Source organism: Paenibacillus lentus (genome assembly GCF_042714055.1).
Taxonomy (GTDB): domain Bacteria; phylum Bacillota; class Bacilli; order Paenibacillales; family Paenibacillaceae; genus Fontibacillus; species Fontibacillus lentus_A.
In genome coordinates, this window is sequence record NZ_JBHGVC010000003.1 from 655,267 (window position 1) to 670,019 (window position 14,753).

General features: G+C 50.0%; 12 protein-coding genes. 11 read left to right on the plus strand and 1 reads right to left on the minus strand.

What is annotated here, in order from left to right; all coding sequences use genetic code 11:
* Window positions 1-12: 12 nt before the first annotated feature.
* Window positions 13-933 carry a LysR family transcriptional regulator gene (locus ACE3MQ_RS09900; RefSeq protein WP_379392441.1) on the minus strand — a complete coding sequence of 307 codons (921 nt, stop codon included), beginning with the start codon at window positions 931-933 and terminating at the stop codon, window positions 13-15.
* Between the two features lie 185 nt (window positions 934-1,118).
* Here ACE3MQ_RS09900 and lepB point away from each other — a divergent pair, with 185 nt between their 5' ends.
* The 11 genes from lepB to ACE3MQ_RS09955 all read left to right on the plus strand — a co-directional run.
* A complete protein-coding gene (lepB, locus tag ACE3MQ_RS09905; RefSeq protein ID WP_379392442.1) occupies window positions 1,119-1,676 on the plus strand; it encodes a signal peptidase I in 558 nt (185 codons plus the stop codon).
* A 268-nt stretch (window positions 1,677-1,944) separates the two neighbouring features.
* Window positions 1,945-3,372, plus strand: a complete 1,428-nt coding sequence (gene leuC / locus ACE3MQ_RS09910) for a 3-isopropylmalate dehydratase large subunit (protein WP_379392443.1) — start codon at window positions 1,945-1,947, stop codon at window positions 3,370-3,372.
* 28 nt (window positions 3,373-3,400) lie between these two features.
* A complete protein-coding gene (leuD, locus tag ACE3MQ_RS09915; protein ID WP_379392444.1) occupies window positions 3,401-4,003 on the plus strand; it encodes a 3-isopropylmalate dehydratase small subunit in 603 nt (200 codons plus the stop codon).
* A gap of 256 nt (window positions 4,004-4,259) precedes the next feature.
* Window positions 4,260-5,750 (plus strand): N-acetylmuramoyl-L-alanine amidase, encoded by a 1,491-nt coding sequence (locus ACE3MQ_RS09920; RefSeq protein ID WP_379392445.1) that lies wholly within the window; start codon window positions 4,260-4,262, stop codon window positions 5,748-5,750.
* Window positions 5,751-5,797: 47 nt separating this feature from the next.
* Window positions 5,798-6,361 (plus strand): GerMN domain-containing protein, encoded by a 564-nt coding sequence (locus ACE3MQ_RS09925; protein ID WP_379392446.1) that lies wholly within the window; start codon window positions 5,798-5,800, stop codon window positions 6,359-6,361.
* Between the two features lie 223 nt (window positions 6,362-6,584).
* Window positions 6,585-8,012 (plus strand): N-acetylmuramoyl-L-alanine amidase, encoded by a 1,428-nt coding sequence (locus tag ACE3MQ_RS09930; RefSeq protein ID WP_379392447.1) that lies wholly within the window; start codon window positions 6,585-6,587, stop codon window positions 8,010-8,012.
* Window positions 8,013-8,092: 80 nt separating this feature from the next.
* Window positions 8,093-8,704, plus strand: a complete 612-nt coding sequence (locus ACE3MQ_RS09935) for a GerMN domain-containing protein (RefSeq protein ID WP_379392448.1) — start codon at window positions 8,093-8,095, stop codon at window positions 8,702-8,704.
* A 71-nt stretch (window positions 8,705-8,775) separates the two neighbouring features.
* Window positions 8,776-11,535, plus strand: a complete 2,760-nt coding sequence (locus ACE3MQ_RS09940) for an S-layer homology domain-containing protein (protein ID WP_379392449.1) — start codon at window positions 8,776-8,778, stop codon at window positions 11,533-11,535.
* Between the two features lie 86 nt (window positions 11,536-11,621).
* The gene (gene nth / locus ACE3MQ_RS09945) at window positions 11,622-12,290 is read left to right on the plus strand and encodes an endonuclease III (RefSeq protein WP_379392450.1); all 669 of its coding nucleotides are present in this window, start codon (window positions 11,622-11,624) and stop codon (window positions 12,288-12,290) included.
* 33 nt (window positions 12,291-12,323) lie between these two features.
* Window positions 12,324-12,608, plus strand: a complete 285-nt coding sequence (locus tag ACE3MQ_RS09950; RefSeq protein WP_379392451.1) for an NAD/NADP transhydrogenase alpha subunit — start codon at window positions 12,324-12,326, stop codon at window positions 12,606-12,608.
* Window positions 12,609-13,024: 416 nt separating this feature from the next.
* Window positions 13,025-14,753 (plus strand): dynamin family protein (locus ACE3MQ_RS09955; protein ID WP_379392452.1); only part of this gene is annotated, 1,729 nt, incomplete at its 3' end.

Sequence of the window (14,753 nt, forward strand, 5' to 3'; positions counted from 1 at the left end):
GACAGCCTTTTACTATGCTTCTTCCTTCATTCGCTGCTCTATGGTTCTGCGGAACGTCTCAATAAAAGCCTCCGCCGCCTTGGACAGGTACCGTCCTTTCCGGTAGGCAATAACAAGGGTGCGGCTTGGCACCGGCTCTGCCAGCGGGACGTAAACGGGGATCAGCTCGCTGCGCTTGGCCCTGGCGATAAAACGCGGGACAAGGGTAATGCCCATCCCGGCGGCGACGAGCGACTGAACCGTCTCGATGTTGTTGCTCTCGAACACGATATCAGGCTCGAAGCCCGCAGAACGGCATAAATCGATCATGATTTTTCGGAAGCCCTGTCCCTTTTTGAGCACGATAAAGGGTTCGCCTTTAAGCTGCTCCAGGGATACGCCCCCTTTCGGACGATTGTTCGGGTCGGCCAGAACATGATTTGGCGGAATAGCCAGGTCGATTTTCTCTTCGCCTATCGCTTCATATGTTAAAGAAGGCTCCTGCAGGGGCAGAGAGAGGAGGCTTAAATCCGTTCCTCCGCCGGCCGTGAGCTTCTCCAGGTTCAGGGATGTATCTTCAAGCAGATTAACCTGAATATCCGGGTACGCTTCTTTAAATGCCGGCAGGACATAGGGCAGCAGGTGGGAGCCGGTTATCGGCATACTCCCGATGACGACGCGTCCGGCGCGAAGCTGGGAAATGTCGTCCATCTCCTGACGAAGCTGCTCGACCGCATCCATGATTTTACGGGCATGCTTAATGAAGCTGGCACCCGCGTGCGTAAGCTCGACCGTACTCGTATTGCGCTGAAACAATTTTACGCCGAGCTCCTGCTCAAGCTTGGATAATTGCTGGCTAAGCGAGGGTTGTGCGATGTGGAGCTTGTCGGCCGCTCTGGAAAAGTTGCGTTCCTCAGCAATTTTCAATGTGTATAGGAGCTGCCTTAATTCCATGGGATCACCTTTTTCTTGAATTGGGTGTTGCGATTAATGTCATAACTTCTATAAGTATAGCCTATCATTTTTAAATAAAATATAGGACTTATTGATGCTTCCAGTAGGCATACTGCTCTAAAATTTTATTATTATGTAAGTTGGTTGTATAATTATAGTAAATGGGAATTGGAGGTTGCCGTTCTATGAAAATATGGAAAGAGGTTCAGGGCTGGGGACTATCTATAATAATCGGCTTTATAATCAGCATGTTCATCGGCATATTTATAATACAACCATATAAGGTGAACGGTCATTCCATGGAGCCGACACTGGACGATAAACAGCGAATTTACGCCTGGAAAATATCGCAGGCTTTGGAAAAGCTGCCGAGCTACAAAGATATCGTCATTATCGATAGCCGCGTTGATCGCAGCCGTTCGTTCTGGGATAGCGTTAATGAGCATCCTTTGATCCGCATCCTGTCCGGAAACAAGAAGGAAGACTTCTTCTACGTCAAACGCGTTATCGGCCTGCCTGGCGACATCATTGAAATCAAAGACGGCCAAGTGTACAGGAACGGCGCCAAGCTGGAAGAGCCTTATATTAAAGAGCAGATGTACGCAGAGCAAAGTCAGGTATGGGAAATCCCCGACAATCATATTTTTGTGATGGGAGACAACCGGAATAACAGCAAGGACAGCCGGATGATCGGGCCGGTGCCGCTGGATCACATTATGGGGGTTGAGGGCTTCAACAAATAGCAGCAGCTATTCTCAGGCCGCTGCTGTTCTACAAGGGACTGAAGAAGAGACTTTCGATGGAACGAAGCATTCGTGGCACGAAGGTCTCTTTTATTTATGCCGCATTACACTCTCTATAGTCAAATCCTATAACTATTATAGAAATTATATCTTGGAACAATGACTAGAGAGGTGATATAGTAGTGACAACATACGAAGCGTGGATAAAGGCATGTCATGCATTTTTACGCTTTGTTACATGTTCGAATCCTTCAGTGGGGTGAATACGATGAGTAATACTAAAAAGACAATGTATGAGAAAATTTGGGACAATCACGTGATTCATGCGGAAGAAGGGAAGCCGAGCATCATTTACATCGATTTGCATTTGGTGCATGAGGTAACCTCTCCGCAAGCGTTTGAGGGACTACGCCTCAGCGGACGCAAAGTGCGCCGTCCGGAGCTTACATTTGCGACGATGGATCATAACGTACCGACGAAAGACCGTTTCAACATTAAAGACCCGATTTCCAAGCAGCAGATCGATACGCTAACGCAGAACTGCCGCGATTTCGGCGTTACACTCTACGATCTGGATACGATCGATCAGGGTGTTGTACACGTTATGGGTCCGGAACTGGGCTTGACTCATCCAGGCAAAACGATCGTCTGCGGCGACAGCCATACGTCTACGCATGGCGCATTCGGCGCGCTTGCATTCGGGATCGGTACGAGCGAGGTTGAGCACGTCATGGCTACCCAGTGCTTGCAGCAAGCCAAGGCGAAGACTTTGGAAGTACGTTTTGTCGGCAAACGCAAACCAGGAGTAACTGCCAAAGATATGATTCTTGGCGTCATCGCCCAGTACGGCACGGATTTTGCAACGGGATATGTTATCGAATATACCGGTGAAGCGATTCGCGAGCTGACGATGGAAGAAAGAATGACCGTATGTAATATGTCTATTGAAGCTGGAGCCAGAGCGGGCTTGATTGCGCCGGATGAGACGACTTTTGAATATCTGCGCGGCCGCCAGCATGTTCCGCAAGGCGAAGCGTATGATCGCGCTGTAGCGGAGTGGAAGAATCTGACTACCGACGAAGGCGCGGAATATGACCGTGTCGTGGAATTCGACGTTGACGCGTTGATTCCGCAAGTTACGTGGGGAACGAGCCCAGGTATGGGCACGAATATCAATGCAACTGTTCCGAATCCGAACGACTTTGCATCGGATAATGAACGGAAGGCTGCCGAGAAGGCGCTTGAATATATGGGACTTACCCCGGGTACACCGATGACGGACATTGAGATCGATTACGTTTTTATCGGCTCGTGTACGAATGGACGCATCGAGGATCTTCGCGCCGCGGCGGAAATCGCGAAAGGCTATAAAGTTTCTGACAAAGTAACGGCAATCGTCGTTCCGGGTTCAGGTCGCGTTAAGCTGCAGGCTGAGAAGGAAGGCCTGGACAAAGTATTTACCGAGGCTGGCTTTGAATGGCGCGATGCGGGCTGCAGTATGTGTCTTGCCATGAACCCCGACGTTCTGGAGCCGGGCCAGCGCTGTGCCTCCACCTCCAACCGGAACTTCGAAGGACGTCAAGGCCGCGGCGGCAGAACGCACCTCGTTTCTCCGGCAATGGCAGCGGCTGCGGCGATTAGAGGCCGTTTCGTGGATGTCCGTGAATGGAATGTGAAGAGCGAAGTCGTTAGCTAACGAAGGCGAAAGAGGGGAGAACTTAATCATGGAAGCTTTTAACAAACTTACAGGTGTCGTCGGTCCCGTGGATCGCGTAAACGTAGATACGGACGCTATTATTCCCAAACAATTTCTAAAGCGGATCGAGCGTACTGGATTCGGGCAATTTTTGTTCTATGAATGGCGTTTTGATACGGAAGGCAATGTAAACCCGGAATTCGAGCTGAATAAACAGCGCTATGAAGGTGCTTCAATTATGATTTCCCGCGTCAACTTCGGCTGCGGCTCCTCCCGGGAGCATGCGCCTTGGGCGATTCTGGATTACGGCTTCCGCTGCGTAATCGCACCGTCCTTCGCGGATATTTTCTACAACAACTGCTTTAAGAATGGTATTCTGCCGATCAAGCTCTCCGAAGAGCAGGTAGAGGACTTGTTCCAGCGTACTGCTAAGCATGAGGGCTATCAATTGACGGTTGATTTGGAGAACAAAACGATTACAGATCAATACGGCTTGAATATATCGTTTGATCTGGATGAGCACCGTCGCCAGTTCCTGCTTCAAGGCCTGGACGACATCGGACTTACATTGCAGCATGAGGATCTGATCTCGGCTTATGAAGCGAAGAGAGCAAGCAGCTCATTAGCATAATGTCAGCCAAACTTTAAGGACGGCTCCAAAGTCTATCCCATTAGACTCTGGAGCTGTCTTTTTTGTCTGCAGTAATATATCATTCTATTTCTCAAAAATAGATTAAAGTCTATGATCAGGGCGAATTTTCTGGTAGTATGGGATTAATTAGAAGATGGAATGAAATCGTGTATATTGTATGTCACTTTTTGTTGTCGATTGAACGGTAAGACCATCATAGCCAGTGGGCGGAAAAAAAGGATTGGTAGGGGATACGATGAAGAAGTTAGGTTTTCTGTTGATGCTGGTTGTTTTGCTGTGGACTTTGCCGGGAATGGGGCAGGCATCTGCCGCCAGTAATTCGATCTTCCTGGATGGCCAGGAATTGACACAGCCAGCCAATGCACAAGCGGGCCTGGTTAACGGCAGCGTAATGGTTCCTATTCGCGTCATTTCGGAAGGACTCGGCTATGAGGTCGGATGGGAGAAGCAGACCGGAACGGTAGCGATCAAGCAAGCAAGCAGATCGCTGCAGCTTTTCATAGACAACCCCAATGCAGTAGTTGACGGCAGCGACGTTACGCTATCTGCACCGCCTATGCTGCAGGGAGATACGACGCTCGTTCCTCTGCGCTTCATAGGAGAGCAGATGGGGCTTAAGGTTAGCTGGGATAACGAGACAAAGTCAGCTCACTTGTACAGTACAAGCGAGGGCTCGGATAGCGGGGTAGTCAATGGCGGAGCCAGCACGCCTCCGGCAAATGAAGGAGAAGCTGTTCCGGAGCAGCCCGTGAAGCAGCCGGAAGCTAGCGGCGGCAGCGTATCCGGAACGTCGGAAGCGAATAATCAAAATATGGATCTCGCGACGATCAACGGACTCAGCTTCAGCGATAACCGTCTTATGATTTCCGCCGACCGTATATTAGAGCCAAATGCATTCAAGATGATTGGCCCGGAGCGTGTCGTTATTGACGTGCCGAATGCAAAATTTGCCGATGGATTCAAGGAGGGCTTGCCCCTGGATGCGACGAATCATGGACAGCTAGCGGTTGAGGGCTATCCCGAAGTGTCGCAAATCCGTTATTCGTTGTTCAGCAATGATCCATCTACGATAAGAATCGTCATCGATCTGAATGAGAGCAGAGAATTCGTCATTTCGAATGAGAACGGCTTTACCTTTGTCGATTTGACTTTGGAGCCTGTCGATCCTTATATACCGCTAAGACCTGACGGCAAAAGCCTGATCGTCATCGACGCTGGCCACGGCGGAAAAGATCCTGGAGCAACGGGAATATCGGGTGTGCTTGAGAAGGATGTCAACCTGGCGATTGCTTTGAGAGTGGATGAGCTGCTCAAGCAGGAGCCGGATATCATTACAGTGATGACGAGAAGTGAAGATACATACCCTACGCTGGACGAGCGGGTAAAGATTGCGAATGATTTGCAAGCCGACATATTTATTTCCATTCATGCCAATAGCGGTTCTGCGACGGCGTCCGGAACAGAGACGCTGTATACCCGAGACGTCAGCATCTCTCTCGCGGATGCGGTACACAAGTATGTGATCGAAGCTGCAGGATTGAATGATCGCAAGGTGAAGCATCAGAACTTGAAGGTGACGCGTGAAACGACGATGCCCGCAATACTTCTAGAAACTGGATTCCTAAGCAATCCGTTAGATGAGGCCGTGTTGAAAGATTCTGTCGTACAGGATAGAATTGCAGCAGGCATCGTTGCAGGAATCAAAGAATATTTGGGCCTTCAGTAAAAGATCAGGAATATGGGTAAAGAATATAGAAGAGAGGGGGTATCGATTTGAAAAAATTAAGCATAGTCGGAGCGGCTCTTGTGCTCATGGCTGCCTTGGCCGGGTGTGGACAAAAGCCGCAGGCGGCTCCAGAGGTAACGCCGGAATCGCCTCCTGCTGCAGTGACAGATCCGAATGGTTCCCAAGGGGCGGGACAAAATGATGTAGAAGCGACGGAGCCGGAAATGAAAACTGCTCAAATCGAGCTGTATTATACCGATGATGATCTGATGGAGCTGACGAAGGTTCAGCGTGAAATCAAGTTCCAGGAGGATCAGGAGAAATACTCCGAAGCTTTTAAGCAGCTGCAGGTAGCGGAGAGCGGGTTGTTTTCCCTATGGGAGAAGGTTATCCTGAACACGGCATCTCTCGCGGATGGCGTTCTCCATATCGATATTCAACTGCCTGATGAAGCGCGGCTTGGATCGGGCGCCGAGGTGTTGGCGATCAATTCGCTTAAAGCAACGATGTTCCAGTTTGAGGAAGTGCAGAAGCTTGAGCTTACGGTTGACGGAGAGCAAGTGGAAAGCCTGATGGGTCATGTAGAGCTAGAGCATCCAATGACTCGTTAAGATTGGACAAAGTCTTACCTAAAATGACTATTCCTAAAGCTCAAGGCTTCGGGAATAGTCATTTTTTCGTCTCGATTTCGGCAGGGACCATTGTCGGAAAAAAGGAAAGATTACGCAACTTTTAAGTATGCCGGGCGTCTAATATGTCGTCTGGTGATGTCGAGGAAAGCGAATAAATCATCGGTCATCACGAGGCAAAATTTCAGGATGGTAGGGGTGACGGATGAAAAAAATTGGGTTTTTGGTTTTTATGCTTGTTTTTATTTTTGCTTTTCCGGCGATGGGACAAGCTGCCGGAGGCAGCACAAGTATTTATCTGGACGGAGAAGCACTGAATTTGCCCAAGAATGGACAGGTTCAGAACGTGAAAGGCAATGTGATGATTCCGATTCGTGTCGTCATGGAGGAGCTGGGTTTTGACGTCGACTGGGAGAAAGGGACGCGCACGGTAACTATAAAGCAAGCTGATACAACGATTAAATTGTTCGTCAATCAAACAAGCGCAACTGTAAATGACAAGAAAGTCGTCATGAGCATCGCTCCGATGCTAAAAGAGGATACGACGCTCGTGCCGCTAAGATTCGTCAGTGAACAGATGGGACTTACCGTAGGCTGGGATAATGCAACGAAGACGGTATATTTAATTACCCCCGATAATGGCAGTGGAAACGGAACGGGCGGAAATACCGGTTCAGGCAACGGGAATGCGGGTAACGGCTCGACTAGCCCTACGCCGATCCCAGAACAAAATCTGGCTTCCGTCAAAGGAATCAGCTTTGATGCCAATCGCCTGATCATTGCGGTAGATAAAAATGTAGCGCCCGACGTATTTAAACTGACGGATCCAAATCGGATCGTCATCGATATCCCGAATTCAAGGTTCGATGATTCATTCTCGAATAATCATTCGCTGGACGCCTATCAGACCGGTTATATGGATATCAATGATTATCCAGATGTAAGCAAAATTCGTTATTCGCAGTTCAGCGACCAGCCGTCGACGATTCGGGTCGTCATGGATCTAGCGGGCGCAAGAAACTATTCCTTGCTGAATGCGAACGACGGCTATGTCATCATCGATTTAAATGTGGATCAGAGCTATCCGTCTGGCAATGGCAAGCCGTTGGTCGTCATTGATGCGGGCCACGGAGGAACGGATCCGGGCGCCATCAGTGTGACGAAGAAGAAAGAGAAGGATTTCAATCTTTCCATTGCCAAGAAGGTTGAAAACTTATTAAAAAAGGAAACGGAATTAGACTATGTACTTACTCGCAGTACGGATGTTTTTGTGACGCTGAAAGATCGGGCGAAGCTTGCTAATAATATGAATGCAGATCTGTTCGTCTCATTGCATGCGAATAGCGGCTCGGCTACGGCCAGCGGCGTAGAGACGTATTATACACGCGATGAAAGCATTCCTTTTGCTAAAACGATGCATAAGTATCTCGTGGAATCCTCCGGTTTGCCGGATCGCAAGGTGCGTGCGAAAAGCTTGCATGTCACCCGGGAAACGACCATGCCGGCGGTACTTTTGGAATTTGGCTATTTAAGCAATAAAGGCGATGAGGCCTTGCTGTTTACGGAGAACTTTCAGAACAGCGTCGCCCAAGGAGTTGTTGATGGAATCAAGGATTATCTTGGCCTGAAATAACCAGCGGTTCATAAAAATGAGTGTTCAGGAAGTCGATTTAACGGCTTCTTGAACGATCTCTAGAGGAGGAAGAAGTAACCATGAACAAACAAATATGGATATCCGGCATGCTGGTGCTTCTGCTCACGGTGACCGCTGGATGCGGTCAAAAGCCAGAAGCAAGGCCCGGAGAGGGAGACCTCGGCGGTTCTAGCCATGGGGCAAACAATGAAATCGGCCAGATGATACAGGAGCCGCCGAATGATCCTGTTGCTCACGGTGCAGGCAATGCAGAAGGGAACTCCCCGGAAGAGCCCCAAGTCAAGAAGCAGGTTATCCAAGCTTATTTCACGGATGTGCAAATGGACGATTTAATTGCGAGGGAGATAGAAATTTCGTATAGCAAGGAAGAAGAAAAATATGCTCGAACTTTAGAGGCGCTTCAGCATAACGGAGCTTCGGAACTGTTGTCCCTGTGGGAGAAAGTGAACTTCAAGGGAGCAAAGCTGGAGGGCGGCATGCTGACTGTTGATCTATCGCTGCCGGATGAGGCCCGGCTTGGGGCTGGAGGCGAGGCTCTTGCCGTAGAATCGTTAACGAAGGCGTTATTTCAGTTCGATGAAGTGAAATCGATAGAGATTCTGGTTGACGGCCAGCAAGTGGAAAGTTTGATGGGCCATGTCGAATTAGAGTATCCTTTTCTAAGAAAATAGCAACTTTTTGGAGGAAATTACACCTCGCCGTCGAACATGGTTAAGAGATCATTTTTGAAGGAGAGAATTTAATGTCATCATTTAAACGCAGCTATAGACGAAATACCCAAAAAGCGGTTTCGGCCATGCTCGCAGCCACAATCTGTTTAAGCGGCAGCGCTGCTGTCTTCGCGGACGAGTCGGCAGGATCGACAGGCGGCGATGCGGGGAATAAAACGAGCAATACATCGAATACGGCATTTACCTTGTTTAGTGACGTTCAGAACGGTTTTTGGGCGGAGAAGTATATTTATAAACTGGCTGCTCAGGGCATCATTGTCGGGGATGCAGGCAAGTTCCGTCCAAGCGACAGCGTAACGCAGCAGGAGGCCATCACCATGGCGATCCGCTTCATGAATTTGAGCGGGGAACTTGGCAGCGGAGAGACGGCTCCCGACGATCTGCAAATCAGCGGATATGCCAAGCCTTATGTTGAGCTGGCTATAAAGAAGAAGCTGATCGATAAGGACGAAGAACTCGCAGCGATAAAAGCCAAGGAGTCTTGGGGACAGAAGAAAGCGTCCCGCGAGTGGGTAGCTAAAATTTTGATCCGGGCTCTGGATAAAGATGAAGAAGCTAAAGCGCTCGGAGCAGAGGCAACCGGTTTCGCGGATCACGACAAAATTTCCGCTTCTGCACGAGGCTACGTCAGATTGGCGGCTCAACTAGACATTACAAAGGGGATTGAAGGGAATAAATTCGATCCGCAAGGCAATGTGACCCGAGCGCAAATCGCAACCTTCTTTGGAAAAGGCGGAGAACATTTAAACGCCAATTATTCGAACGTGTACGAAGGAATCGTAACCGAATTAACTGACAATAAGCTGACCTTATACGTCGATAATCAATTGAAGAGCTTCATTCTGGATAACCGCAGCGTATATTACAATAAGGATTCGCAGCTAAAGATTGCAAAGAGTGATTTGAAGCCTTATACGAAAGTAATGGCCATCGATAAAGTCGGATCGGCGGCGTATGTCGAGGTGATCGATGAGAAGCAGCAGCTCGAGAGCACGGAAGGCACTCTGCTGCGCATTCTGGGCGGCAATCGGATATTGATGCTCGTGAATAATGATTCTGTGGAGTATACGTTCGACAGCACAACATCATTCCTGGATCAGAACGGGAATAAGATAGCTCCCGACAGCCTGACGCCGGAAAGCACGATTATTGTACAGCGGGAAACGTATACGTCTGCCAAGAAGCCGGTGCTTGTTCAGGTGAAGTCGGCTTTGGTCAGCAAATCGGGTACAGGTACGATCGATGCTGTGGATGTGACGGGCAAGAAAGTATCGATCCGCGATGCAGCTGGCAATGTCGAAACATTTGCAGTCGACGACACAACGATTTTGCTGTTTCAAAGTCAGAAGCTGAACAATCTAAGTGAATTGAGAGAGAACTCCTCTGTTAAGTATACGGTAAAAAATAGTGTGCTGGATTCGCTTGAGGTTACGCAAAGCGTGGAGCGCACGGTAATGGGAACGCTGTTAGGCCTTGATCAAAATGGACGCCTTCTGACTTACAGCAATGCTAGTGGTTATCCTGAAGTGAAGCTGTTGGCCGAGAAGCCGGACATCATCGTTGGCGGGATAAATGATGCAACTTTCGATGACCTCATTGCTGATCTGAACGGCGGAGATAAGGTCGAGCTGACGCTGGACGCTGAGGAGCGGGTGACGAAGATCGTGGTGCAGGGCCGTCAATCCGAGCAATTGACCGCAGCTACTGTCGTTAACTATGACAGCAAGTCGAAGACGCTGACCGTCATGGATGCGAATACGAAGCCGCATGTCTTTGTATTAGACGATAAGACCAAAGTGGAATATAACTCCACGCAGCCGACCTTGGAGGGCATGGGATCCGTCTTGAACAAGGATCGGAAAATCAATGTGACTTATATCGGCAGCCGCGCGCTTAGCGTGCAAATGATTTATAAATATGAAGGAACCTTCGTATCCGTAAATACATCCGAGAAGAAGCTTACGCTGCTTACTCCAGGAGGCAAAACGGTAACCTTGCCTTACCAGGGATCGGCTCCTACCATTGAATTGTATGGCAAAGGCGGAGCGACGCTTAGCGATGTTAAGGTCGGCGATCCGGTCGTCGCCATGCTGAGTGCCAATCAGGATGCGGTGCAGACGCTCGCATTAAAGTCTTCCGCCCAATTTGTAATCAGCTCGGTGGATACTTCCTATAGCCGCATTAGAGCGGTTAATGCCAATAATGGACTTACGGAGAGCTTCTATGTTGATCAGGCCGTACTGACGGACGAAAACGGGAATCCGATCAAGGTGTCCAATATCCAAAACGGCCAAACCGTTAACGTTGCATTTAATGGACACAAGGCGGTTTCATTGCAAGTGGTGAGGCTGACGCTTGGCAGCATACAGAATATTGACGCATCTACCTTGAGCGTAAAAACATTCACCGGCGCGCTTGAATCCTTCCCGCTGTCGAACAACGTCAAGGTAGTTCGCGGCACGTCCGTAACGACGGGTGCAGGCGGCTTGACGACAGCGGATCATGTGGAAGTGCGCAAGGACAGCGATGGTACGCTCATCGTTAAGGTTCTGACATCGCTGGAGCGGAAATTCTCCCGCTATGATGCAGCGTCAAGAGAGCTCGTTGTCAAAAGAGCCTCGATCGCGGATGATAAATATCGCTTTTTTGTAAATACAGATACGTATATTCACCAAGGTGACACGACAATATCCGTGCAATCTCTGAAGGATGATGATAAAATTGTTTTGTATTTCAATGGCGATAGACTCGTTGAAATCGAAAAACAATAATCATATTCGTGAGAATTAACCGTCTTGATGCGGGATCATTCCCGGATCAAGACGGTTTTCTTCGTGAAGAAAGGTTAGGTGGAGACATGAATGCCGCGGGTGTCCGTCATATTCTGGACTGTATCGGCGCTATGTTTCCGGATGCGCACTGTGAGCTCCGCCACAGCAATGCGTTTGAATTGACGATTGCCGTGCTGCTGTCGGCACAGTGTACCGACGCAACCGTAAACAAGGTGACGGATGATTTATTTCAGAAATATAAGACGCCGGAGGATTACCTCTCGGTTCCGTTAGAAGAGCTGGAGCAGGATATCCGGCGCATCGGATTATTTCGGAGTAAAGCCAAGCATATTCAGAATTTATGTCGGATTCTCATCGAACAGTATGACGGAGAAGTTCCTCGTGAGCATGCCCAGCTAGTAACGCTGCCGGGCGTGGGGCGCAAGACGGCAAATGTGGTGATGTCGAATGCTTTTGATGTACCGGCCATCGCCGTGGATACTCATGTGGAACGGGTCAGCAAACGGCTTGGGCTGGCGGGCTGGAACGACTCTGTTCTTGAAGTCGAGAAGAAGCTGATGAAGCGGGTTCCTAAAGAAGAGTGGACGATCACACATCATCGGCTCATCTTTTTCGGAAGATATCATTGCAAGGCCCAAAATCCGCAGTGTGAGGTCTGCCCGCTGCTGGATGTATGCCGGGAAGGCAAGAAACGTATGAAAAAGTCGCAGGTCAGAAAAGATAGAGAGAAGTGACTTACAAACCTAGTTAGAAGAGGATGAGACTCCATGAAATGTATTTCTGTGTACACCGACAGTTTTGAACTATTCTCGGATATGTTTGAACAAGTGATCGAAATTGATTTGCAAGAGAATGATGAGCGGGAGCTCGAAGGCATTACCATCAGCGACTCTGGCGAGGTGCCGAGCCATTACCTGGAGCGAATGGCGTCCAAACCCGAGGTGGTCGTGATGAAGGATAAGGAGAAGGGGATTACGATTCTCCAGCATGGTAAAGTGTTTGAAATTTTGATTCCGTCTGAGGCCGATTTGCTCGAAACGCCTTCGATGTAGCCGTCGCGATCAGCACCGCACGTCTAGAACATCGCCGTCTTGCGAAGTGAAAACTCGCAGGGCGGTTTTTTTGCTCTTGCTACAGAAATAATACGAGGTATGATAGGGGAAAGCAGGCGAATAGAATAAGTGTTGATTAAAAGGGAGAAATCCTTATTTTTTAATCAAAAACGAAGATAATCGTAACCTGGCATCGAAGAATGTGCTCTGTACCGTGTTTTTCTTTAAATAAGCGGGAAGTTCTTTAATTTTTACTGGAAAATCACTAATTATGAGACTTCCCTGTCGGATGCCACTCATGTAAAATGGATGTATTTCCTAAGACATGGATGATGTAGGAGAATGAGATTACAAAATGAATACAGCTTCTTACTTCGCCTGAATTTTGCAAACATAAATAAGGAGAGTACATATTTATGGAAACGTTGACAATTGGTCGGGATCAGCGGCTTCATGATCGTCTTGACCAGTTTTTGGATGTATATGAGACAGGTAAAGACCTAAGGGCGCACGGGGAGATTCGGGATTTAAAGAAGAAGCTAGAAGCTCAGGAATTAACGTTATCGTTCTGCGGACATTTCTCTGCGGGAAAGTCAAGTTTGATCAACAGGCTGTGCGGCAAGCAGGTGCTGCCGTCAGGTCCCATACCCACCACGGCTAATGTTGCTGCTATACGCAATGGCGAACCGCGTGCTGTGCTCACGCGAGCGGAAGGTGCGGGATCGGCTTTTGAAGGCGTAGAGGAATCGGAAGCAGCACACTCCGAGCAAATTGAGCTTAATCTCAATCAGTTGGACGACTATTGCCGGGATGGAAATACATATTCGATGATCTCCCTGTGGGATGATGTTCCTATCTTAGGCCGGCATGGCGTGCTGCTGGATACGCCTGGCGTCGACTCCAATGATGCTGGCCATGCGCTGGCCACCAATTCAGCGCTGCATTTGGCCGATGTCGTATTCTATGTAATGGATTATAATCACGTGCTGTCGGAAAGCAATCTATCGTTTGCCAAACGGCTGGCGGATTGGGGAAAGCCTCTCTATCTCGTCGTGAATCAGATCGATAAGCACCGAAGCAACGAGCTGTCATTCGAGAAGTACCGAACCTCTGTGGAGGATGCTTTTGAGCTGTGGGGGATCGTACCGGCAGGCGTGTTCTATATTTCCTTGAAGGAGCTGTCTCATCCGCTAAACATGCTAAGCGAGCTTGAGGAGACGATTAACGCTCTCTTTGACATTCGGCAAAGCCTGCTGGAGTTTAGCATCGGCTGCTCGCTCTTTCATGGGGCGGAGCAATATTTAAAGCGGCTGGATGATGCGGACGAGGAGGAGCGGGAACGGCTGCTGGAGGAAATCGGCGGCGAGGAAGCGGTGCAAAGCTTGCAAAATGAATTGTCGTCCTTGGAGCTGGAGTTGAAAGAAAAGGATGGCTTCATCGATCGATTGCGCGCTGGCTTTATGAAGGAGGTGGATGCACTCCTCGCTAATGCGCATGTCATGACGCCTGCGCTTCGGGAGGCGGCCGCGCTGTATTTGGAGAGCCGGAAGCCGGGCTTCAAGACCGGACTTCTGTTCCATGGAGCCAAGACCGAGCGTGAGAAGGAACGGAGAAGAGATCAATTTCTCAGCGAGCTGCAGGAGCAGACACTGGCCCAGGTCGATTGGCATGTGCGCGACCTGCTGCGCCGTCTCGGGCAGGGGGAGGCGCTATGGAGCGCGGAGTGGGAAAGCCGGCTCGAGTCCGAGCTTCCGCAGGCGGAGGAGGAGTGGATCGCCGGCCCAGCCCGCGAGGGCGCGCTGCTTTCCGGCGAGTACACGCTTCGCTACGCCGCCGACGTGGCGGCCGGGATTACCGGCCGCTACCGCCGCGCAGCCCTCGCCCTGGCGGATGGGCTGCTCGCGGAGCTGGCGCCGCGCCTGATGGCGGCGCGGCAAGAGCTGGCCGCGCAGCACGAGGCGCTACTGGCGCGCTCCGGCGCGGCCGCGCGGCTGCAAGCGCTGCGCGCTGCCGCTAAGGAGCGAGCTGCGCGCATACACGCGCTGCTCGGCGCGCGCCCGTCCCTCCCTCCCGGCATCCTGCCGGAGGTGAGGGACGTTGCGCCGGGGGCGCTGGCTGCGCCTGCTACGGCGCAGCGCCCGGCAC

Excerpts from the sequence above, each read along its gene's own strand:
- nth (WP_379392450.1), top strand. The coding sequence starts at position 11,622 with ATGAATGCCGCGGGTGTCCGTCATATTCTGGACTGTATCGGCGCTATG.
- leuD (WP_379392444.1), top strand. The coding sequence starts at position 3,401 with ATGGAAGCTTTTAACAAACTTACAGGTGTCGTCGGTCCCGTGGATCGC.
- ACE3MQ_RS09935 (WP_379392448.1), top strand. The coding sequence starts at position 8,093 with ATGAACAAACAAATATGGATATCCGGCATGCTGGTGCTTCTGCTCACG.
- ACE3MQ_RS09900 (WP_379392441.1), bottom strand. The coding sequence starts at position 933 with ATGGAATTAAGGCAGCTCCTATACACATTGAAAATTGCTGAGGAACGC.
- ACE3MQ_RS09930 (WP_379392447.1), top strand. The coding sequence starts at position 6,585 with ATGAAAAAAATTGGGTTTTTGGTTTTTATGCTTGTTTTTATTTTTGCT.
- ACE3MQ_RS09950 (WP_379392451.1), top strand. The coding sequence starts at position 12,324 with ATGAAATGTATTTCTGTGTACACCGACAGTTTTGAACTATTCTCGGAT.
- lepB (WP_379392442.1), top strand. The coding sequence starts at position 1,119 with ATGAAAATATGGAAAGAGGTTCAGGGCTGGGGACTATCTATAATAATC.
- ACE3MQ_RS09940 (WP_379392449.1), top strand. The coding sequence starts at position 8,776 with ATGTCATCATTTAAACGCAGCTATAGACGAAATACCCAAAAAGCGGTT.
- ACE3MQ_RS09920 (WP_379392445.1), top strand. The coding sequence starts at position 4,260 with ATGAAGAAGTTAGGTTTTCTGTTGATGCTGGTTGTTTTGCTGTGGACT.
- leuC (WP_379392443.1), top strand. The coding sequence starts at position 1,945 with ATGAGTAATACTAAAAAGACAATGTATGAGAAAATTTGGGACAATCAC.